This window comes from Microbacterium sp. ARD31, assembly GCF_031844425.1.
In genome coordinates, this window is record NZ_JAUZVE010000061.1 from 1 (window position 1) to 19,004 (window position 19,004).

Below are 19,004 nucleotides of genomic sequence, written 5' to 3' on the forward strand. Positions count from 1 at the left end.
TCGCCCTCACCCTCGCCGCCGGGCTCGGCGCGGCAGCCCTCGGACGCCGCCTCTCCCTCCGCCCGGAGCCCGAGGAGGCGATGGGGTGAGCCGCCCGTGACCGCGCTCCTCGTCGCGCTGGGCGCCGCCGTCGGTGCGCCCCTGCGCTACGCCCTCGCCCACCTGCTCGACGAGCGGTGGCCGACCGGGACGCTGCTGGCCAACACGCTGGGCTCGGGGCTGCTCGGCCTGTTCGCCGCCCTCGCCCTCGACGACCGGGGCTGGGCGCTCCTCGGCACCGGCTTCTGCGGCGCCTTCACGACGTTCTCCTCCTTCGCCGTCCAGGCCGTCGACCGGCCCCGCCGCGCGGCGACGGCGTACGTCGTCGCGACGACCGTGCTCGCCGTCGGCGGGTGCGCGCTGGGCTGGGCGCTCGGCACGTCTCTGGCGGGTTAGCCCCACCCGAGCTGGTGGAGGCGGGCGTCGTCGAGCCCGAAGTGGTGGGCGACCTCGTGCACGACGGTGATCCGCACCTCCTCCTCGAGCTGCTCGACCGTGTCGGCCATGTCGAGGAGAGGACCGCGGAAGAGCAGGATGCGGTCGGGCAGCTCCCCCGCGTGGTTGGCGGGCCGCTCGGTCAGCGCGAGCCCCTCGTAGAGGCCGAGCAGGTCCGGGTCGTCGGCCGGCGCCTCGGGCTCGACCAGCACCACGACGTTGTCCACGAGGCGGGCGAGCTCGTCGGGGAGGTCGTCGAGCGCCCGGCCCACCATCTCGTCGAAGGCGTCCGGGTCGAGGTCGATCGGCATGCGGCCAGCCTAGGGAGGCGACGGAAGGAGCGACCGGGGCCGGGATGCAGAACAGGGAGAGCCGGACGGCTCTCCCTGGTTCCTGCATGCGTTGGCGACCCCGACGGGACTCGAACCCGCGGCCTCCGCCGTGACAGGGCGGCGCGCTAACCAACTGCGCTACGGGGCCAGTGCTTCTTGCGAAGCGGGTGGAACTGTAACCCATGCGCGTCGGGGTCCACCAAATCGGCGGCGACCTGACGACCGGGTCGCACCCCCAACCGGATTCGAACCGGCGCTACCGCCGTGAAAGGGCGGGGTCCTGGGCCGCTAGACGATGGGGGCCAGCCCGGCTCGGGACGGACCCGGGTCGAGCGTCGTACAGCATAGGGGCAGCGCGCGCCCCCCTCCCAACCCAGACCGGTCCCTCCCCGCGGGAAAATTTGGTCACTTGTCCAGATGGGGCTTCGCCGATGGCCCGAGTTCACTAGCCTTGCCCCGTGGGCACCGCGTCTCGGCAGTTGCGTTTCCTCGTCGTCGACGACAACGAGGACATCCGCGACGTCTTCTGCCGGCTCGTCGAACGGGCCGGCCACGCCGCCTCGACGGCCGTCGACGGCCAGGACGCGGTCGACGTCCTCCAACGCGAGTCCTTCGACGTGATGCTTCTCGACCTGACGATGCCGCGCATGAACGGCGTCGACGTGGTGCGCTGGATGCGCGAGCACGCCGACGTCGCCCCGACCATGAAAGTGGTCGTGATCAGCGCCTGGGCAGGCGAGCACCGAGCGGTCCTCCAGGAGCTCGGAGTCGAAACTGTGATGCAGAAGCCGCTGCGTATCCAGCAATTGACTGATCTGATTGAGGAGACACTGCGCGACGTGGAGTCCTGACCCGTCCCTGAACGACCCACCGGGTCCGGCCCTCCACCTGTGTCACAGCCCGCGCGTCTGCCTGACGTGCACCAACCCCAACCCTGGAGAGACACCATGATGAAGCGCATCCGCACCCACATCGAGTCCAAGCGCGCCGCCAACCAGATGCAGTCCATGTACATGTGGCGCCCGGCCCCCGGCCGCCGCTGAACGGCTCCTGGGACCCGTGAAGTGATGCACCACCAGTGATGCACGTGGACAGCGCCGAGTCGGCCGGTGGCCGGCTCGGCGCTGTCCTCTCGGCGCCCCGCGCCGGCGTGGTCGCCCTCGGCGACCGCGGACCGTGGCTGGCCACGACGCCCGCCCAGGCCAGGCAGGTCCTCACCGACGTCGCCCACTTCGACTTCCCGGCGGACGTCAGCCGCAGCGGCGACCTGTCCGCCAGCCGCGGCGAGACCCGTTCGGGCCACCTCCTCTTCGAGCCGCTGACGCCCGACCAGGTGGCGCGCGGCGTCGCCACCTTCGCGCGGCTGTGGCCCGAGTCGGTCGCCGCGCACGACCGCGACGCGCCCGGCGAGCCGTACGACGCCATGCGGCTGCTGCGCCGCCCGGTGGCCCGCTCGACCTGCGACGCCCTCCTCGACCACGCGAGCGAGCAGCAGCGCGACACGGTGGCCGACGGCGTGCTCGCGTGGATCGACGCGCTGGCCCCGGTGATCTCCGCGGCGCGCGCCCCCCGCCGGTGGAGTCGCGTGCGTCGTGACGAGCGCGAGGCGCGCCACGACCTCGAGGACGCCCTCGCGCAGGTCGACGGCCTGCCGGGCACGCCGCAGCAGGCAGCGACGATGCTCGCCGCGGGCATCCAGGTCCCCATCGCGGCCGGCTCCTGGCTCCTGGCCTGGCTCGGCAGCCACCCGTCGTACGACGTCGAGCCCGCGCACGCGGCCTGGGAGACGCTCCGGCTGACCCCGCCGACCTGGATCACCGCCCGGCTGACCACCACGGACGTCGAGCTGGGCGGTGCGCGGCTCGCAGCCGGTTCGGTCGTGCTGGTCAGCCCGCTGCTGCTGGGCCGGCTGGCCGAGCTGGTCCCCGGCGATCCCGACGGGCTGGCCGGCTTCGACCCCGACCGCTGGCAGGACGAGACGCGTCGTCCCGGCGCCTGGCTGCCCTTCGGCGCGGGACCGCACGCCTGCCCCGGGCGCAACCTCGGCATGGCGGTCCTCGTCCACCTCGCCGGGTGGGCGACCACACACCGGGTGCGGTTGGCCCGGGAGGTGAAAATCGACCAGAGCCGGGGGCTCGCACCGCTACCGTGCAGGTTCACGACAGCGGTGGGAGGAGGTGGGTCACGGTGAGCGATCATCCGTCCCTCCAGGACACCACCGCGCAGGGCGAGGTCTCGCCCGCCGTCGCCATCTTGACCACCGCGATCCTCGCCACCGAGATCCCGCTCGACGAGGCCATCGAGCTCGCCGGCACCCACCTGCTGACCTATCCGCGCGTCGACGCCGTCGCGACATCGCTCGTCGGCTTCACCCCCGAGACGCCGGAGGCCTGGGTGATGCTGGGCGGTCGCGCATGGGTCCGGGAATGGGTGCGCCCGGGGTCGGCGACCTCGATCCTCCCCGATCCCGGCGCCGGGCCCGAGGCAGCGCTGAGCATGCCGTGGCTCTCGCAGTTCGCACGCCGCGACGACCTGGTCGCCTGCATCGACACCGACCTGCTGCCTCCGGAGGCCGAGCAGGACCGCAGCGAGCTCGCCCGGATCGGCGTCCGCAGCCTGATCGCGACCATCTACTCGTCCGCGGGCACCATGTTCGGCAGCCTGTCCGTCGGCAGCGCCGGCGTCGGCGCGTGGCCCACGCAGCTCATCGACGACCTGCACCTGCTCAACGCGGCGATCTCGTCCCGCCTCCAGCTCGAGCACTCCCGGCGCGCCCTCGCGGAGGCGATCGAGGCCGGCAACGAGGCCCAGCTCGCCTACCAGCACTTCTTCGGTGCGGTGGGCCACGAGCTGCGCACCCCCCTCGCCGCGATCATGGGCTACACCGAGGTCCTCATGGACGACGCGAGCAGCAACCCGCAGGACCCGGTCTCCGCGGGCCTGCTGAAGGACGGCCCAGTGATCCTGCGGGCCTGCGAGCAGCTGGTCTCGGTCGTCGACAGCCTGCTGGGGGCCGGGCGCACCTTCTCCGACGACGACCAGCGCCAGGACGTCCTGGTCGCCGACGCCGTCGCCGACGTCGTCCACTGGCACCGCGCGCCCGCACGCAACGCCGGGGTGACGATGGAGGTCGACCTCGACCCCACGCTCACGGCCTGGGCCCACCCCTCCGCCGTACGCCAGGTGCTGACCAACCTCGTCGGCAACGCCATCGCCTACCACCGGCCCGCCGGCGGGACGGTCCACCTCTCGGCGGTCTCCCTCCTCGGCGAGAGCGGGCAGGAGATGGTACGGATCGTCGTCCGCGACGACGGGCCCGGGCTCGGCCCCGACCAGCTCGACCGGGTCTTCGAGCCCTTCGTGCGCTTCGCCGACCGCACGACCAAGGGCAGCGGGCTCGGCCTGTCGATCTCCCGCACGATCGCCGAGCGCGACGGCGGCGCGGTGCAGGGCACGTCGACGGTCGGCGTCGGCTCGTCGTTCTGGCTCGAGCTGCCGGTGAAGCCGCCGTACGGCTCCTGAGACAGGTCGATTCCACCTCGGTGGGGAGCCTGCGGTAGTCTCCTCCGCGTTGGCCAGGTAGCTCAGTTGGTACGAGCGACCGACTGAAAATCGGTAGGTCGGCGGTTCGACCCCGCCCCTGGCCACCACACACGCCGCAGGGCCCCGATCGCGTCCCGATCGGGGCCCTGCGGTGTTCTCCACCTCGGTGCGGACATGATGGCCGGGTGCTGCCCCGCCTCGAGATCGTGCGACGCCTGCGCCCGGTCGACCTCGTCGCCCCCGGCGCCGTGCAGGTCGAGGCCGCCACGGGCGGCACCGTCCCCCTGCCGAGCCCGGCGCCCTACGTCGCCGCGACGGCCGGGCTCGAGGGCCCGCTCGAGCTGCACCTCGGGCCGCACCGGCTCGCCGCCTCGATCGACGACGGCTCGGTGTCGCTCGCCGTGCCCAGCGCCCCGTCCCTGCGCAGCCGGCGCTTCCACCGGGCCACGTCGCCGACCCGCCTGGGCCTGAGCCTCACCGGGACGCACCTCACCGCGTGGACCCGTGAGGCCGGCCGATGGGTCGCCCGCGCCCGGCACGACCTCCGCGACACCCTCGACACCCGCGACGAGGAGGCGCTGTCGGGCCTCCGGGTGGGGTTCCCCGCCGGCGGCGGCACCGCAGGCGGCTTCGGCCAGCTCGGCCTGCGCGACGTCCGCTTCGTGACCGACGAGGACGGTACGCCGCTGCGCGACGGCGGCCTCTGGCTGACCGCCACGTCCGCCGGCCCGGGGTTCTTCGACACCGCGCACACCAGCGTGTGGCGCCTCGACCCCGCGACCGTGGAGATCACCCACACCGCCGACCTCTTCTTCCGCCGGCCCGACCGGCCGGGGGTGTTCGGCGACCACGCCACCCACCTGGTCCGCACCGGCGGACGGTGGCTCGTGGCGACCAGCACGTGGGGCGACTTCGAGCGGCCGCGGACGCGCACGGGGCGTCGTACGCCGTCGGGGTTGCGGGTGACGCTCGCCGAGTCGGGCGCCGACCTCCTGCAGGGACGCCACGTCCTCGACACCCGCGAGCTGCCGCTGCCCACCGAGGGGCTCGCCTCGATCGCCACCTGGGACCCGCACCTGGTGCGCCGCGACGGGCGGTGGCTGGTCGGCTTCGTCAGCGCCCGCAGGTTCTTCGACTTCCACCCGGCCGTCGCGGGCGGTCCGGCGCTCGACGACCTGCGCCTGCTGGGCGCGGCCACGGACCGCACCGCCACCGAGGGGACCACGCTGCTGGAGGTGGACGGTGAGGTGGTCGTGCTGGCCAGCGACGGGCGCGACGGGCCACGCGGCACCCGCGCGCGCTTCCCGGCCTTCGACCTGGCCATGGCCGACCGCGGCGCGCTGGACGCGCCGTACCCCACCAACCTCCCGTGGCCGTCCCTCGCACCCCTCGACGAGAGGTGGCTGATGGCCACCTTCAACGGTCGTCCGGCCGGCGGGAAGCTGCTCGGCTACGGGACCCACGGCGACCTGGTGGTGATGCGGTCCACGTGACCCGCCGGGTCTACCCTGAGGGTGACGGCGGTCACCACCCCTCGACCGCGCTGACCAGGCCCGCACACCCCGCGGCCGCACCCACCAGAAAAGGATCCAGGAATGTCAGGAGCACGCAGTTCCGGAGTAGACGTCTTCGAGCTCGGCAGCGAGCACGAGCAGGTCGTCCTCTGCAATGACCAGGCGACGGGCCTCAAGGCCATCATCGCCATCCACTCCACGGCACTGGGCCCGGCCCTGGGCGGGACGCGGTTCTACCCCTACGCCAGCACCGACGACGCGATCGTCGACGTCCTGAACCTCTCGCGCGGCATGTCCTACAAGAACGCGCTGGCCGGCCTCGACCTCGGCGGCGGCAAGGCCGTCATCATCGGCGACCCGGCGGAGCTGAAGTCCGAGGCGCTGCTGCGGGCCTACGGACGCTTCGTGCAGTCGCTGAACGGCCGCTACTTCACCGCGTGCGACGTGGGCACGTTCTCCGAGGACATGGACCACATCGCGCGCGAGTGCGACTTCGTCACCGGCCGCACCGTCGCCCACGGCGGCGCGGGCGACAGCTCCGTGCTGACGGCGTTCGGCACCTTCCAGGGCATGCGTGCCGCGGCCGAGCAGGTCTGGGGCGAGCCGACGCTCGCCGGCCGGACCGTCGGCATCGCCGGCGTCGGCAAGGTCGGCCGCCACCTGGTCCGCCACCTGTTCGAGGACGGGGCCACGGTCGTTGTCACCGACGTGCACGCCCCATCGGTCGAGACGATCCGCGCGGAGTTCCCGCAGGTGCAGGCCGTCGCCTCCACCGACGAGCTCGTCGCCGGCGAGATCGACGTCTACGCCCCGTGCGCCATGGGTGGCGCGATCAGCGACGAGGTCCTCGAGGTCCTCACCGCGAAGATCATCTGCGGCGCCGCCAACAACCAGCTCGCCCACCCGGGCATCGAGAAGCAGGTCGAGGAGCGCGGCATCCTCTACGCCCCCGACTACTGCGTGAACTCCGGCGGCGTGATCCAGGTCGCCGACGAGCTCGAGGGCTTCTCCTTCGAGCGCGCCAAGCAGCGCGCGACGGGCATCTTCGACACCACCCGCAAGGTCTTCGAGCTGGCCGAGGCCGACGGGGTCACCACCGCGGCCGCCGCCGACCGCCTGGCCGAGCGCCGGATGCGCGAGGTCGGCCGCCTGCGCGGCCTCTACCTCGGCTGACCGGGCACTTCCTCGCGCTCAGCCACGCCGACCGGGCCCTTCCTCGCGCTCCAGCGCGACGAAGTGCCCGGTCGCTGCGTTCCAGCGCGAGGACCTGCCCGGTCGCTGCGTTCCAGCGCGAGGAAGTGCCCGGTCGCTGCGTTCCAGCGCGAGGAAGTGCCCGGTCGCTGAGGGCGCGCTCGTACGCCGCACCGCCCGGGGGCCGGGCGGGTGATCAGGTGCGATCAGTCAGTCGGCGCGACGACGGGGGTCGGCGTAGTCCGCCCACTCGTCCTCGTCGGGCTCCACCTCACGCGAGGCGTGATGGTCCTCGCCGTGGAGCTCCTTCGCCAACGCGCCGAAGTCCGTCTCGTGGGTCCGGTACTTCAGGTCGCGTGCGACCTTCGTCTGCTTCGCCTTAGCTCGGCCGCGCCCCATAGGGTCGACCCCCTCGCACACTTGGCCGGGGCTGCCGAGGAGCACCTCGACGCGCCCGGTCTGATCGGTTACATATCGTGGGGACAACGCTACCTGAGCGGTGGGTGTTCCCGCACACCGAGCCGCGGCATTTCGTGTCCGCCTGGAGCGAAATACCGAAGTCGGGCGTCCCTGGGGCACACTGCCCCCGTGCTCCGCCGCCTCGGGCCCCTCCCCCGCGCCACCGTTCCCGTGTCCGTCGCGGCGTCCCTCGCGGTGTCCCTCGCGCTCGGCCTCGCGGCCTGCTCCTCCGACGCGAACGGCCCGGACGGCGCGTCCGGCGCCGCTCCGGACGGCACACCGTCGAGCGTGCCGTCGCCGCGGCTGCACGACCTCGAGGGCACGGCGCCGCAGACGGTCGAGGGCCGCGACGGCTACCTCTTCATCGGCACCGACTTCGACCTCTCCTGCGGCAGCGGCGAGCACTTCGACGACTACCTCACCGCGCTCGGCGACCTCGCCACCGTGGTCGCCGCCTCGGGTCGCGAGGTGGTGTGGACGGTCGCGCCGGACAAGTCGACGACCCTCGTCGACCGGCTGCCCGAGACGGTGCCGCAGGACGCCTGCTTCCGCGAGAACCAGCGCTGGCAGGAGCACCTGCTCGGCGCCGTCGACGAGCCGCACTACGTCGACACGCTCGCCCTGCTGCGCGCGGCGGACGCCGACGGTGAGCAGGTCTACTGGCGCGGCGACTCGCACTGGACGTCGTACGGCGCGAGCCTGTGGCTGCTCGCGGCCCTCGACCGGCTCGCCCCCGAGGTCGCCGACCGCGTGGAGGTCACCGAGGGCACTGTCGAGCGGACCGGCGACCTCTACGTGATGGCGGGTCGCGACGACGTCGAGTCCGCGCCGTCGACGACCTTCAGCACCGGGAACACGATGGAGACGATCCCCGGCCGAACGCCGTTCGACCCGGCGACGGAGTCGTTCGGGCCGCTCCAGTGGCGCACGGTCCCCGGCGACGGCATGCTGCCGGGGCGCACGCTGGTCATCGGCGACTCGTTCTCCTACGCAGGCCTCGACCTGACCCTGCCACTGGTCGAGCGCGGCGCGTTCGCGTGGTTCCAGTACCTCGACACGAAGGTGCTGGCGCAGCAGGTCGCGGCCGCGGACACCGTCGTCGTCGAGGTCGCCCAGCGCACGCTGACCCACTCGTCGGTGGCCACCCAGGAGTTCGTCGACCAGGTCGAGGCCGCGCTCGCGGACTGACCGGCCGGCAGGTCACCAGCCGGGGTGCTGGCCCTCCAGCAGGACCCGGCCGCCGTGGTCGGCGTCGGCGCGCGCCTCGCCCGCCACCCAGGCCCGGACGCCGTGGCCGGCGAGGACGGCGATGGCGGCGTCGACCGACTCCGGCGCGGTCAGCGCGACCATCCCCACGCCGCAGTTCAGCGTCGCCTCGAGGTCGGGCTGCGCCACCCCACCCACCCGTCGTACGACGTCGAAGACCGGCTGCGGCGTCCACGTCGAGCGGTCGATGCGCACCGACAGCTCCTCCGGGAGCACCCGCTCCAGGTTGGCCGCGAGGCCGCCACCGGTCACGTGCGACATGGCGTGGGTGTCGGTGCGCTCGGCGAGGTCGAGGCAGGCCTTGGCGTAGATCCGGGTCGGCTCGAGCAGCTCCTCACCCAGGGTGCGGCCGAAGTCGTCGACCTGGCGGTCCACGGTCCAGCCGGCCTGCTCGAGCAGGACGTGGCGCACCAGCGAGTAGCCGTTGGAGTGCAGGCCGCTGGCCTCCATCGCGATGACCACGTCGCCGGGGCGCACCCGGCCGGGGCCGAGCAGCTTGCTGGCCTCGACGACGCCCGTGGTGGCGCCGGCGACGTCGTAGTCGTCGGGGTCGAGCAGGCCGGGGTGCTCGGCGGTCTCACCGCCGATGAGCGCACAGCCGGCGACCACGCAGGCCTCCGCTATGCCCTTGACGATGGCCGCGATCCGCTCCGGGACGACCCGGCCGCAGGCGATGTAGTCGGTCATGAAGAGCGGCTCCGCACCGCAGACGACGAGGTCGTCGACTACCATGCCGACGAGGTCGAAACCGATCGTGTCGTGGACGTCCATCAGCTGGGCGATCGCGACCTTGGTGCCGACGCCGTCGGTGGAGGTCGCCAGCAGCGGGCGCTCGTAGCGGGTGAGGGCGGAGGCGTCGAACAGGCCGGCGAACCCGCCCAGGCCGCCGATCATCTCGGGGCGTCGGGCCTTCTCGACCCAGCCCTTCATCAGGTCGATCGCGCGGTCGGCCGCCTCGATCGAGACCCCGGCGGCGGCGTAGGCCCCCTGGGGGGCCCCCTGGGCTGCGGTGGGCTGCTGGTCGGACACGGAGCTCCTCGGGTCGAGCGGGTGGCGGCGTGTGGATCAGGGGTTGTTGAGGACCGGCAGCGCCCGGCCCATGGTGGGCGACTGGAGCGTCGCCTCGAGCAGGTGCTTGCCGAGCAGGCTCTCGTCGGGGAGCTCGATCGGGTACTGGCCGGTGAAGCAGGCCTGGCACAGGCGCTCGGCGGGCTGGCCGGTGGCCTCGATCATGCCCTCGAGCGAGATGTAGCCCAGGCTGTCGGCGCCGACGCTGGCGGCGATCTCGTCGACGTCGAGGCCGTTGGCGATGAGCTCGGCGCGGGTGGCGAAGTCGATGCCGTAGAAGCAGGGCCACTTCACCGGCGGGCTGGAGATCCGCACGTGGACCTCCAGGGCGCCGGCCTCGCGCAGCATCCGCACCTGGGCGCGCTGGGTGTTTCCGCGCACGATCGAGTCGTCGACCACGACGACCCGCTTGCCGCGGATCATGTGCTCGAGCGCGTTGAGCTTGAGCCGGATGCCGAGCTGGCGCAGCGTCTGGCTGGGCTGGATGAACGTGCGGCCGACGTAGGCGTTCTTCACGAAGCCCTGCCCGAACGGGATGCCGGACTCGGCGGCGTACCCGGACGCGGCGGGGGTGCCCGACTCCGGGACGGGCATGACCAGGTCGGCCTCGACCGGGAACTCGCGGGCCAGCTGGCGTCCCATCTCGACGCGCGCCTCGTGGACGTTGCGGCCCGAGATGGTGGCGTCGGGGCGGGCGAGGTAGACGTACTCGAAGACGCAGCCCTTGCGGTCGGGCTCGGCGAACTTGTGGGAGCGCAGGCCGTTCTCGTCGATGACGATCATCTCGCCGGGCTCGACCTCGCGGACCACGCTCGCGCCGATCGTGGCGAGCGCGGCGTCCTCGCTCGCGACGACCCAGCCCCGCTCGAGTCGGCCGAGGACGAGCGGGCGGATGCCCTGCGGGTCGCGGGCGGCGTAGAGGGTGTTCTCGTTCATCCACACGAAGCAGTAGGCGCCGCGCAGCTGCGGCAGCACCTCCAGCGCCCGCTGCTCGAGCGAGGTGTCGGGGTGGTGGGCGAGCAGGGCGGTGACCAGGCTGGTGTCGTTGGTCGCCGACTCGACACCCTTGATGTCGAGCTCGCCGTCGGGGCCCGGCAGCGCCTGGACCATCTCGCGGAGCTCGTGGGTGTTGATCAGGTTGCCGTTGTGGCCCAGCGCGATGGAGCCGTCGGCCGTGGGGCGGAAGGTCGGCTGCGCGTTGTGCCACGTGCTGGCACCGGTCGTGGAGTAGCGGGAGTGGCCGATCGCGAGGTGGCCCTTGAGGGACTCGAGGGTCGACTCGTCGAAGACCTGCGAGACCAGGCCCATGTCCTTGTAGACCAGGATCTGACGGCCGTTGCTGACCGCGATGCCGGCCGACTCCTGGCCGCGGTGCTGCAGGGCGTAGAGCCCGAAGTAGGTCAGCTTCGCGACGTCCTCGCCTGGGGCCCAGACGCCGAAGACGCCGCACGCGTCCTGCGGGCCCTGGTCGTGGGGGTCGATGGCCGTGGTCAGGCGGCCGTCGCCGCCCTTCCGCATGCTCGTCTCGTAGGGCACGACCTGCAGTCTACGGGCGTTCGGCGGCATCGCCGCACCGACGCCGCACCCCGGTACCTCAGGGGTCGGGCAGGAGCGAGCGGAGGCGGTGCGCGGCCAGCCGGGCCGCGGCCTTCCCCACCGCCGGGAGGGGTACGACGTCCAGCGCGGGCAGCGGTCGGGTCCACGACGGGTCGGAGGGCAGGGCGCCCTCGGGGCCGGCGTACCTCGGGGTGGACGCGCGGCGCACCGCCTCCTCGACGCCGAGCAGCTCACCACCCTGCCGCGGCACCCACGTGCGGCCGGGGCGGCAGACCATGTCGTGGTGCAGCGACTCGATCAGCGCAGTCACGGTGTGGAACGGCGCGGTGGTGGCGAGCGCGGTGGCGAGCCCGACGAGGCCGGGCGGGGCGATCGGCGTCGGCAGGCTGAGCCGGGACAGCCCGGCCTCGCGCGCGCAGGTGGCCATCAGGTCGGGGTAGGCGACGACATCGGGGCCGCCCAGGTCGACGGCGCCCTCGTCGTCCCCGTCGAGCTGCTCGCGGACGGCGCGCAGCACGTCGGAGACGGCGACCGGCTGGACGGAGTGGTACATCCAGGTCGGCACCGGCTGGACGAGGAAGAGGGTCGCGATCTGGCGGATGATCTCGAACGAGGTCGACCCGGCCCCGATGACCACGCCGGCCCGGAGCGCGACGGCGCTGGTGGCGGAGGCGAGCAGGATCCGCTCGACCTCCAGCCGCGAGGCGATGTGGGCGGAGAGGTCGGCCTCGGGGACCGCGGGCACCAGGCCGGAGAGGTAGACGAGGCGTCGTACGCCCTCGGCCTCGACCGCCTCCGCGACGTTCGCGGCAGCGAGCCGGTCGCGGTCGGTGAAGTCGGTGCGGTCGAGCGAGTGGACGAGGTAGACGACCGCGTCCGCGCCCTCGACGGCCCGCGCCACGGCGTTGAGGTCCGTCACGTCGCAGCGGATCGCCTGCACCCGGTCGTCCCAGCCGAAGCGGTCCGGGTCGGGCACCGAGGAGGACGCGGCGACGACCTCGTGGCCGTGCTCGAGCAGGTGTGGGACCAGCCGGGAGCCGACGTAGCCGGTGGCACCGAGGACGAGGACCCTCACGCTTCACCCAGGTGCTTGAGGAGGTTGCGGGAGAAGACGGTGCCCATGTGCTTCACGACGCCGGCCATCACCCGCTCGACCGCGGGCCGCGCGAGGCCGGGCAGCGGCAGCCGGGTGGCGATCTCGAGGTCGATCGAGACCTCCGTCCCGCCGCCGGCGTGGTCGGCGAGGACGTAGGACCCCTCGACGGCCGTCGTCTCCTCCGAGCGCGCGGGGTCGTGCGAGAAGTCGATGCGTTCCTCGGGGTGCAGCTCCATCACCTCGGTGAACTGCGGCGCGACCGACAGGCTGAGCACCGGGAGCGTGACCATCCGCCAGGTCCAGCGGTCGCCGTCGACGTCGATGGAGGTGACGTAGGGCGTGATCCGCGCGATCAGCTCCGCGTCGGTGAGCGCCGCCCACACCTCGCTGCGGCTGCTCCGGAGCACGGCGGAGGAGCGGTCACGGGCCCGGAAGGTCGCCATGGCGCCAACCTACCGAGGCGGCCGAGCGCCGGGCTCACCCGCCCGAGCGGTCAGCCGCGGGGCAGCTCGCCGAGGTTGCGGAGCAGGTAGGCCTCGGCCTTGACGACCTTCTCGAACTCGGCGAGGTGCAGCCCCTCGTTGGCGCCGTGGGCGCGGGTGTCGGGGTCCTCGACGCCGGTCACCAGCACGCTGGCCTGCGGGAACGCCTCGAGGAACTCCGCGATGAACGGGATCGAGCCGCCCACGCCCATGTCGACGGGGGCGGTGCCGTCCCACGCCTCGGCGAAGGCGGCGCGGGCGGCGTCGTACGCCGGTCCGCTGGCGTCGATCTGGGTGGCCTCGCCGGTGTCGACGACGGTCGTGGTGAGCGTCGCGCCCCACGGCGTGTGCTTCTCCAGGTGCGCCTGGAGGCACTGCACGGCGTTGGCGGTCGTGTCGCCGGGCGCGATGCGCATGCTGATGCGGCAGCGCGCGGCGGGCACGAGGGTGTTGGAGGCCCCGTCGACCTTGGGGGCGTCGAAGCCGGTGATGCTGATCGAGGGCTTGGTCCAGAGCCGCTCCACCACGGAGCCGGAGCCGATCCACTCGATGCCCTCGGCGGCGCCGGACTCCGCGCGCAGCCGGGCCTCGGGGTACTCCACGTCGGCGGCCGGGCCGGAGTGCAGCCCTTCGACGGCGACGTCACCGGCGTCGTCGTTGAGGCTGGCGATGAGCCGGCTCAGCGTCATGATCGAGTCGGGCACCAGACCGCCCCACATGCCGCTGTGCACGGCGTGGGTGAGCGTGCGGACCTCGACGTCCATCCGGACCAGACCGCGCAGGCTCGTGGTGAGCGCGGGCTCGCCGATGTCCCAGTTGCCGGAGTCGGCGATGACGATGACGTCGGCCGCGAGGCGGTCCTGGTAGGTCTTCAGCAGCTCGACGAGGGTGTCGGAGCCGACCTCCTCCTCGCCCTCGATGAACATCACGAGGTTGACCGCGAGGTCGTCGCCGAAGATCCGGACCGCGCCGAGGTGGGCGGCGATGCCCGCCTTGTCGTCGGCGGCACCGCGGCCGTAGAGGCGGTCACCGCGCTCGGTCGGCTCCCACGGCGGGGAGTCCCAGTCGGCGTGGTCGTTCTCGGGCTGGACGTCGTGGTGGGCGTAGAGCAGCACCGTCGGGGCACCCTCGGGCCCGGCCTTCTCGGCGATCACGGCCGGCGGCGCGCCGTCGTACGCGCGGACGATCTCGCACGTGAATCCCTCGGCGGCGAACAGGTCGCGCGTGGCCTCCGCACTGCGCTCCACCTCGCTCGCCCGGGCCGGGTCGGCGGACACCGACTGGATGCGGACGAGGTCCTCCAGGTCACGGCGGATGCCGGGCATGACCTCGGCGAGACGAGCGGGGATGTCGACAGTCATGGCGACACCCTACGGAAGGGTCGCGCCGGGTCTCAGCGCAGGCTCTCGAGCTCGGCGAGCAGGGCTCAGTCGCCGCTCGGCCGCTTCTCCAGCATCACCTGGCGCTCGGTCGCCCGGAAGCCCAGGCCGCGGTAGATGCGGATGGCGTCGCCGTCGTCGTCGGCCACGATCACGAGCGTGCGCACGCCGAGCTCGTCGAGGGCGTGGCGGCCGGCGGCGTGGACGGCGGCGGCGGCCAGGCCCTGGCGTCGGTGCGCGGGGTCGGTCTCGACGCTCTGGAAGCGGGCCACTCCGTCCTCGGTGCGGAAGACGGCCGCGGTGCTGACCACCTCGCCGTCCACGAAGGCTCCGAACCGCACACCACGGCCGGCCTCCACCAGCGACTGCTCCTGGACGTTGCGGCCGCGGGCGAAGGTGAGGTGGGCCTCTCCTCCAGTGGCGTCCTCCAGCCGACAGCTGAGCCGGGCGCGGCTCTCCCAGTCCTCCTCGGAGACCAGCGGGCGCACCTCGGCCGCCGCCTCGCGCGGGACGACGAGCTCCTCGGTGGTGAGCACTGCGGCGACGTCGACCGTCAGCCCGGCGGCCTCGAAGGCGGCGCGGGACTCCGCGGACAGGTCGGCGGTGTCGATGCCGATGCTGACGTGCTCGGCGAGGGGGAACTCGGTGTGGAACGCACCGACCACCTCCTTCTCCCCGCCGGGCACGGGCGGCTGCGCGAGGAGGATGAAGTTGCCCCAGAAGTACGTCGGGTTGGCCGGGGTGCGGACCACCAGGTGGGTGCCCCGGTCCTCGACGACGCTCCCGGAGGCGGTCAGCAGGGCGAGGTCGGTCCGGAAGCCGACGGAGGTGACGTGCATGGGCGGAGGCTAGCCTCCCGGCGCCTAGATGTTGTCCGCGGACGTGTCCGGGTCGGCGGTGGTGGACGGCGACTCGCCCCGCTCCGGGTCGGCGTCGGGGTCCCACCGCCAGTCCCGCACCTCGGGCAGGTCGTCGCCGTGGGTGCGGGTCCATTGCCGCGCGCGCCGACGGGTGTCGGTCATCAGTTGGCGCACCCCGGCGGCATGCTGGCCCAGGCCCGGCACGCGGTCGATGACGTCGATCACGAGGTGGTAGCGGTCGGTGTCGTTCATCATCACCATGTCGAAGGGCGTGGTCGTGGTGCCCTCCTCCTTGTAGCCGCGCACGTGGATGTTGTCGTGGTTCGTGCGGCGGTAGGTCAGGCGGTGGATCAGCCACGGGTAGCCGTGGTAGGCGAAGATCACCGGCTTGTCGGTGGTGAAGACGGTGTCGAACTCGCGGTCGCCGAGGCCGTGCGGGTGCTCGCGCGCGTCCTGCAGCCGCATCAGGTCGACGACGTTGACGAAGCGCACCTTCAGCTCCGGCAGGTGCTCGCGCAGCAGCGACGTCGCGGCGAGCGCCTCCAGCGTCGGTACGTCGCCCGCTGCCGCGATGACGACGTCGGGGTCGCCCTCGTCGTTGGACGCCCAGTCCCAGATGCCGAGTCCGCGCGCGCAGTGCAGGTCGGCCTGCTCGGCGTCGAGCCAGTCGAAGCTCGGCTGCTTGCCGGACACCACGACGTTCACGTAGTGCTCGCTCTCGAGGCAATGCGCCATCGTGGAGAGCAGGGTGTTGGCGTCCGGCGGCAGGTAGACGCGGACGACCTCGGCCTTCTTGTTGACGACGTGGTCGATGAAGCCGGGGTCCTGGTGCGAGAAGCCGTTGTGGTCCTGGCGCCACACGTGCGAGCTGAGGAGGTAGTTCAGGCTGGCGATCCGCGGTCGCCACTCGATCCCGCGGGTCGTCTTGAGCCACTTCGCGTGCTGGTTGAGCATCGAGTCGACGATGTGGATGAAGGCCTCGTAGCAGCTGAACAGGCCGTGCCTGCCGGTGAGGAGGTAGCCCTCCAGCCAGCCCTGGCAGGTGTGCTCGGAGAGGATCTCCACGACCCGGCCGGACCTGCCGAGGTGCTCGTCGACGTCGCTGAGGTCGGCGGCCCACACCTTGTCGGTGACCTCGTAGACCGCGTCGAGCCGGTTGGACGCGGTCTCGTCGGGGCCGAAGATCTTGAAGTTGGTGTCGTTGTCGCGCACCACGTCGACGAGGTACTGCCCCAGCACGCGGGTCGGCTCGTGGATGGACGCGCCGGGCCGCTCGACCTCGACGGCGCAGCCGCGCCAGTCCGGCAGCCGCAGCGGCTGCTTGAGCAGGCCGCCGTTGGCGTGCGGGTTGGCGCTCATCCGACGGGTCCCGGCGGGCGACAGCGCCCTGATCGCCTCGACGGGCCGACCGTCCTCGCCGAACAGCTCCTCGGGGCGGTAGGACCGCAGCCACTCCTCGAGCTGCGCGCGGTGGTCGTCGTTCTCGCGGGTGCCGGCGAGCGGCACCTGGTGGGCGCGCCACGTCCCCTCGACGGGCTTGCCGTCCACCTCGGCCGGCCCGGTCCAGCCCTTCGGGGTGACCAGCAGGATCATCGGCCACGGCCGGCGCTCGACGTCGCCGTCCTCGCGGGCGGCCCGCCAGATCTCGGCGATCATGTCGTGCGCCTCGTCGAGCGCGGCGGCCATCTGCCGGTGCACGTCGGCGGGCTCGTCGCCCTCGACGGTGATCACGTGGTGGCCGTAGCCGCGCAGCAGGCTCTCGAGCTCGTCGCGGTGGATCCGCGCGGGGATCGTCGGGTTGGCGATCTTCCAGCCGTTGAGGCTGAGGATCGGCAGCACGGCGCCGTCGTGGACCGGGTCGACGAACTTGTTCGCGTGCCAGCTCGCGGCGAGCGGGCCGGTCTCGAACTCGCCGTCGCCGACGACGGCCGTCACGAGCAGGTCCGGGTTGTCCATCGCAGCGCCGTACGCGTGGGAGAGGACGTACCCGAGCTCGCCGCCCTCGTGGATCGACCCCGGCGTCTCCGGGGCGACGTGGCTGGGGATGCCGCCCGGGAAGGAGAACTGCCGGAAGAGCCGCGACATGCCGTCGCGGTCGTGGGAGACGGCGTGGAAGACCTCGGAGTAGGTGCCCTCGAGCCAGGCGTTGGCCACCGCCGCGGGACCGCCGTGCCCCGGTCCGCACAGGATGATGGCGTTGGTGTCGCGCTCGCGGATCAGCCGGTTGAGGTGCGTCCAGACGAGGTTCAGGCCCGGGGTGGTGCCCCAGTGGCCCAGCAGCCGGGGCTTGATGTCGTGGCGCTCGAGCGGGCGCTCGAGCAACGGGTTGTCGAGCAGGTAGATCTGCCCGACTGCGAGGTAGTTGGCTGCGCGGAACCAGAGATCGAGGTCCTGGACCTGGTCGTCGGTGAGGGTCGCCATGCTCCTTCGTACCGGACCCGGACGTGATCGCGCATCCCCTCCCCCGCCGGTCTGGACGGTTCAGCCGCTGACCACGTTGACCAGCTGCTCGCCGGCGACCACGCGGCGGAGCTGGTCGCGCACCAGCGCGGAGATCCGCGGCAGCATGGCCGTCGTGCCGCCGGCGATGTGCGGCGTGACGAGCACGTCCGGGGCCTCCCACAGCGGGTGCCCGTCGGGCAGCGGCTCGGGGTCGGTCACGTCGAGCGCGAACCGGAGCCGGCCGGCGTGGGCCAGGACCGCGTCGGTGTCGACGACCGGTCCACGCGCCACGTTGACGACCAGCGCGCCGTCGGGCAGCAGCGACATCGCCGCGTCGTCGAGCAGGCCGCGGGTGGCGTCGGTGAGCGGGACGAGGACGACCACGACGTCCTGCTCGGGCAGCAGGCCGGGCAGGTCGTCGATCGCGCGCACCCGGCCGACGAGGTCGTCGTCGCGCTCGCGCGTGGCCACCGCGGTGACCGAGGCCTTCATCGGCAGCAGCCGCTGCGCCAGGGCGCGCCCGATCGAGCCGTACCCGAGGACCAGCACGCGCGAGTCCGCGAGGGACCGCCGCATCTTGTCGGAGGTCCAGTGGCCGTGGCTCCGCACGGCCTCCGGGATGCCGCGCAGGCTGGCGAGGACCAGCCCCACCGCGTGCTCGGCGGTCGCGTCGTCGTGGACGCCGGTGGCGTTGCACAGCGTCACCCCGTCGGGCAGCCGCCCGGCCACGCCGTCGTACCCCGCGCTCTGGAGCTGCACCACGCGCAGCCCCCGGAGCAGGTGGCCGCGGTCGATGACGTCGGCGCGCGTCGCGTAGTGGGGCACCCAGAAGGGCACCTCGCCGCCGGGAGGCGGGCCGTCGCCGTTCCACACCACGACCTCGACGCCGTCGACCGGGCCGACCGCGTCGGCGAGCTCCTGCGTGGCGAGCGCGGCCCTCATGCCTGCTCCGCGCTGAGCGGGAGGTAGGGCGTGAGGTCGGTGCGCTCACCGCTGGCGGCCACCTTGCCCGAGGCCACCGCCTCCGACCAGGTCGTACGTCCGGTGGCCACGGCGAGCCACGTCTCGGCGTCGGTCTCGACGACCGCCGGCGGGGTGCCGCGGGTGTGCCGCACGCCGGGGATCGCCTGGACGGCCGCGAAGGGCGGCACGCGCACCTCGACCGACCGGCCGGGGGCGCGCGTCTCGAGGACGGCCAGGTAGTGCTTGACGAGCGCCTTGGTGTCGGCCGCGGCGGAGGCGGTCGCCAGCTGGTCGGAGGTCAGGACCTTGAGTCGGGCGGGCACGTACTGAGGCTAGACGGACATCATGAAGGCAGTTCGCGCCAGGTCGCGGCTGACG

At 72.9% G+C, this 19,004-nt stretch carries 18 protein-coding genes and 3 tRNA genes; 8 read left to right on the forward strand and 13 right to left on the reverse strand.

The features are described from left to right. Positions 1–96 precede the first annotated feature (96 nt). Positions 97–435: a CrcB family protein gene (locus Q9S36_RS45895; protein ID WP_311291448.1), complete on the forward strand. Its 339-nt coding sequence runs from the start codon at positions 97–99 to the stop codon at positions 433–435. Here Q9S36_RS45895 and Q9S36_RS45900 read toward each other — a convergent pair. From Q9S36_RS45900 to Q9S36_RS45910, 3 genes are all read right to left on the reverse strand, one after another. Then, on the reverse strand, positions 432–785 hold the full coding sequence (locus Q9S36_RS45900; protein WP_311291450.1) for a metallopeptidase family protein: 354 nt from the start codon (positions 783–785) through the stop codon (positions 432–434). The genes Q9S36_RS45895 and Q9S36_RS45900 overlap by 4 nt on opposite strands. Before the next feature lie 92 nt (positions 786–877). Next, positions 878–954, reverse strand: a tRNA-Asp gene (locus Q9S36_RS45905). 82 nt (positions 955–1,036) lie between these two features. Next, positions 1,037–1,109: transfer RNA gene (locus Q9S36_RS45910), tRNA-Glu, on the reverse strand. Positions 1,110–1,264: 155 nt separating this feature from the next. Here Q9S36_RS45910 and Q9S36_RS45915 point away from each other — a divergent pair. From Q9S36_RS45915 to Q9S36_RS45940, 6 genes are all read left to right on the forward strand, one after another. Further along, entirely contained in the window at positions 1,265–1,657 is a 393-nt protein-coding gene (locus Q9S36_RS45915; protein WP_311291451.1) for a response regulator, read from the forward strand. Between the two features lie 236 nt (positions 1,658–1,893). Next, a complete protein-coding gene (locus Q9S36_RS45920) occupies positions 1,894–2,997 on the forward strand; it encodes a cytochrome P450 (protein ID WP_311291452.1) in 1,104 nt (367 codons plus the stop codon). Further along, complete coding sequence (locus tag Q9S36_RS45925) at positions 2,994–4,328, forward strand: HAMP domain-containing sensor histidine kinase (protein WP_311291453.1); 1,335 nt, start codon at positions 2,994–2,996, stop codon at positions 4,326–4,328. The genes Q9S36_RS45920 and Q9S36_RS45925 overlap by 4 nt, the downstream gene beginning before the upstream one ends. Before the next feature lie 51 nt (positions 4,329–4,379). Beyond that, a tRNA-Phe gene (locus Q9S36_RS45930) sits at positions 4,380–4,456 on the forward strand. A 78-nt stretch (positions 4,457–4,534) separates the two neighbouring features. Continuing rightward, entirely contained in the window at positions 4,535–5,842 is a 1,308-nt protein-coding gene (locus Q9S36_RS45935) for a hypothetical protein (RefSeq protein WP_311291454.1), read from the forward strand. 102 nt (positions 5,843–5,944) lie between these two features. Beyond that, positions 5,945–7,036 (forward strand): Glu/Leu/Phe/Val dehydrogenase, encoded by a 1,092-nt coding sequence (locus Q9S36_RS45940; protein WP_311291455.1) that lies wholly within the window; start codon positions 5,945–5,947, stop codon positions 7,034–7,036. A gap of 228 nt (positions 7,037–7,264) precedes the next feature. Here Q9S36_RS45940 and Q9S36_RS45945 read toward each other — a convergent pair whose 3' ends face one another. Beyond that, entirely contained in the window at positions 7,265–7,453 is a 189-nt protein-coding gene (locus tag Q9S36_RS45945; RefSeq protein ID WP_311291456.1) for a DUF3073 domain-containing protein, read from the reverse strand. A 189-nt stretch (positions 7,454–7,642) separates the two neighbouring features. Here Q9S36_RS45945 and Q9S36_RS45950 point away from each other — a divergent pair, with 189 nt between their 5' ends. Beyond that, positions 7,643–8,701, forward strand: coding sequence for an alginate O-acetyltransferase AlgX-related protein (locus Q9S36_RS45950; protein WP_311291457.1), 1,059 nt, complete (start codon positions 7,643–7,645; stop codon positions 8,699–8,701). A 12-nt stretch (positions 8,702–8,713) separates the two neighbouring features. Here the strand turns inward: Q9S36_RS45950 and purM are convergent, their stop codons facing one another. The 9 genes from purM to Q9S36_RS45995 form a co-directional block, all read right to left on the reverse strand. Next, positions 8,714–9,808 (reverse strand): phosphoribosylformylglycinamidine cyclo-ligase, encoded by a 1,095-nt coding sequence (gene purM, locus Q9S36_RS45955; RefSeq protein ID WP_311291458.1) that lies wholly within the window; start codon positions 9,806–9,808, stop codon positions 8,714–8,716. 36 nt (positions 9,809–9,844) lie between these two features. After that, complete coding sequence (gene purF, locus Q9S36_RS45960; RefSeq protein ID WP_311291487.1) at positions 9,845–11,365, reverse strand: amidophosphoribosyltransferase; 1,521 nt, start codon at positions 11,363–11,365, stop codon at positions 9,845–9,847. A 76-nt stretch (positions 11,366–11,441) separates the two neighbouring features. After that, positions 11,442–12,479, reverse strand: coding sequence for an NAD(P)H-binding protein (locus Q9S36_RS45965; protein ID WP_311291459.1), 1,038 nt, complete (start codon positions 12,477–12,479; stop codon positions 11,442–11,444). Continuing rightward, positions 12,476–12,943, reverse strand: coding sequence for an SRPBCC family protein (locus Q9S36_RS45970; protein WP_311291460.1), 468 nt, complete (start codon positions 12,941–12,943; stop codon positions 12,476–12,478). Before Q9S36_RS45970 ends, Q9S36_RS45965 begins: the two co-directional genes overlap by 4 nt. A 50-nt stretch (positions 12,944–12,993) precedes the next feature. Then, positions 12,994–14,343 (reverse strand): dipeptidase, encoded by a 1,350-nt coding sequence (locus Q9S36_RS45975; protein ID WP_311291461.1) that lies wholly within the window; start codon positions 14,341–14,343, stop codon positions 12,994–12,996. A 65-nt stretch (positions 14,344–14,408) separates the two neighbouring features. Then, the gene (locus tag Q9S36_RS45980) at positions 14,409–15,200 is read right to left on the reverse strand and encodes a GNAT family N-acetyltransferase (protein WP_311291462.1); all 792 of its coding nucleotides are present in this window, start codon (positions 15,198–15,200) and stop codon (positions 14,409–14,411) included. A 24-nt stretch (positions 15,201–15,224) separates the two neighbouring features. Then, complete coding sequence (locus Q9S36_RS45985; RefSeq protein ID WP_311291463.1) at positions 15,225–17,642, reverse strand: phosphoketolase family protein; 2,418 nt, start codon at positions 17,640–17,642, stop codon at positions 15,225–15,227. 60 nt (positions 17,643–17,702) lie between these two features. Continuing rightward, positions 17,703–18,605 carry a 2-hydroxyacid dehydrogenase gene (locus Q9S36_RS45990; RefSeq protein WP_311291464.1) on the reverse strand — a complete coding sequence of 301 codons (903 nt, stop codon included), beginning with the start codon at positions 18,603–18,605 and terminating at the stop codon, positions 17,703–17,705. Then, complete coding sequence (locus tag Q9S36_RS45995) at positions 18,602–18,949, reverse strand: sterol carrier family protein (RefSeq protein ID WP_311291465.1); 348 nt, start codon at positions 18,947–18,949, stop codon at positions 18,602–18,604. Before Q9S36_RS45995 ends, Q9S36_RS45990 begins: the two co-directional genes overlap by 4 nt. Positions 18,950–19,004 lie beyond the last annotated feature (55 nt).

Excerpts from the sequence above, each read along its gene's own strand:
- Q9S36_RS45990 (WP_311291464.1), bottom strand. The coding sequence starts at position 18,605 with ATGAGGGCCGCGCTCGCCACGCAGGAGCTCGCCGACGCGGTCGGCCCG.
- purF (WP_311291487.1), bottom strand. The coding sequence starts at position 11,365 with ATGCGGAAGGGCGGCGACGGCCGCCTGACCACGGCCATCGACCCCCAC.
- Q9S36_RS45970 (WP_311291460.1), bottom strand. The coding sequence starts at position 12,943 with ATGGCGACCTTCCGGGCCCGTGACCGCTCCTCCGCCGTGCTCCGGAGC.
- Q9S36_RS45945 (WP_311291456.1), bottom strand. The coding sequence starts at position 7,453 with ATGGGGCGCGGCCGAGCTAAGGCGAAGCAGACGAAGGTCGCACGCGAC.
- Q9S36_RS45900 (WP_311291450.1), bottom strand. The coding sequence starts at position 785 with ATGCCGATCGACCTCGACCCGGACGCCTTCGACGAGATGGTGGGCCGG.
- Q9S36_RS45985 (WP_311291463.1), bottom strand. The coding sequence starts at position 17,642 with ATGGCGACCCTCACCGACGACCAGGTCCAGGACCTCGATCTCTGGTTC.
- Q9S36_RS45940 (WP_311291455.1), top strand. The coding sequence starts at position 5,945 with ATGTCAGGAGCACGCAGTTCCGGAGTAGACGTCTTCGAGCTCGGCAGC.
- Q9S36_RS45975 (WP_311291461.1), bottom strand. The coding sequence starts at position 14,343 with ATGACTGTCGACATCCCCGCTCGTCTCGCCGAGGTCATGCCCGGCATC.
- Q9S36_RS45980 (WP_311291462.1), bottom strand. The coding sequence starts at position 15,200 with ATGCACGTCACCTCCGTCGGCTTCCGGACCGACCTCGCCCTGCTGACC.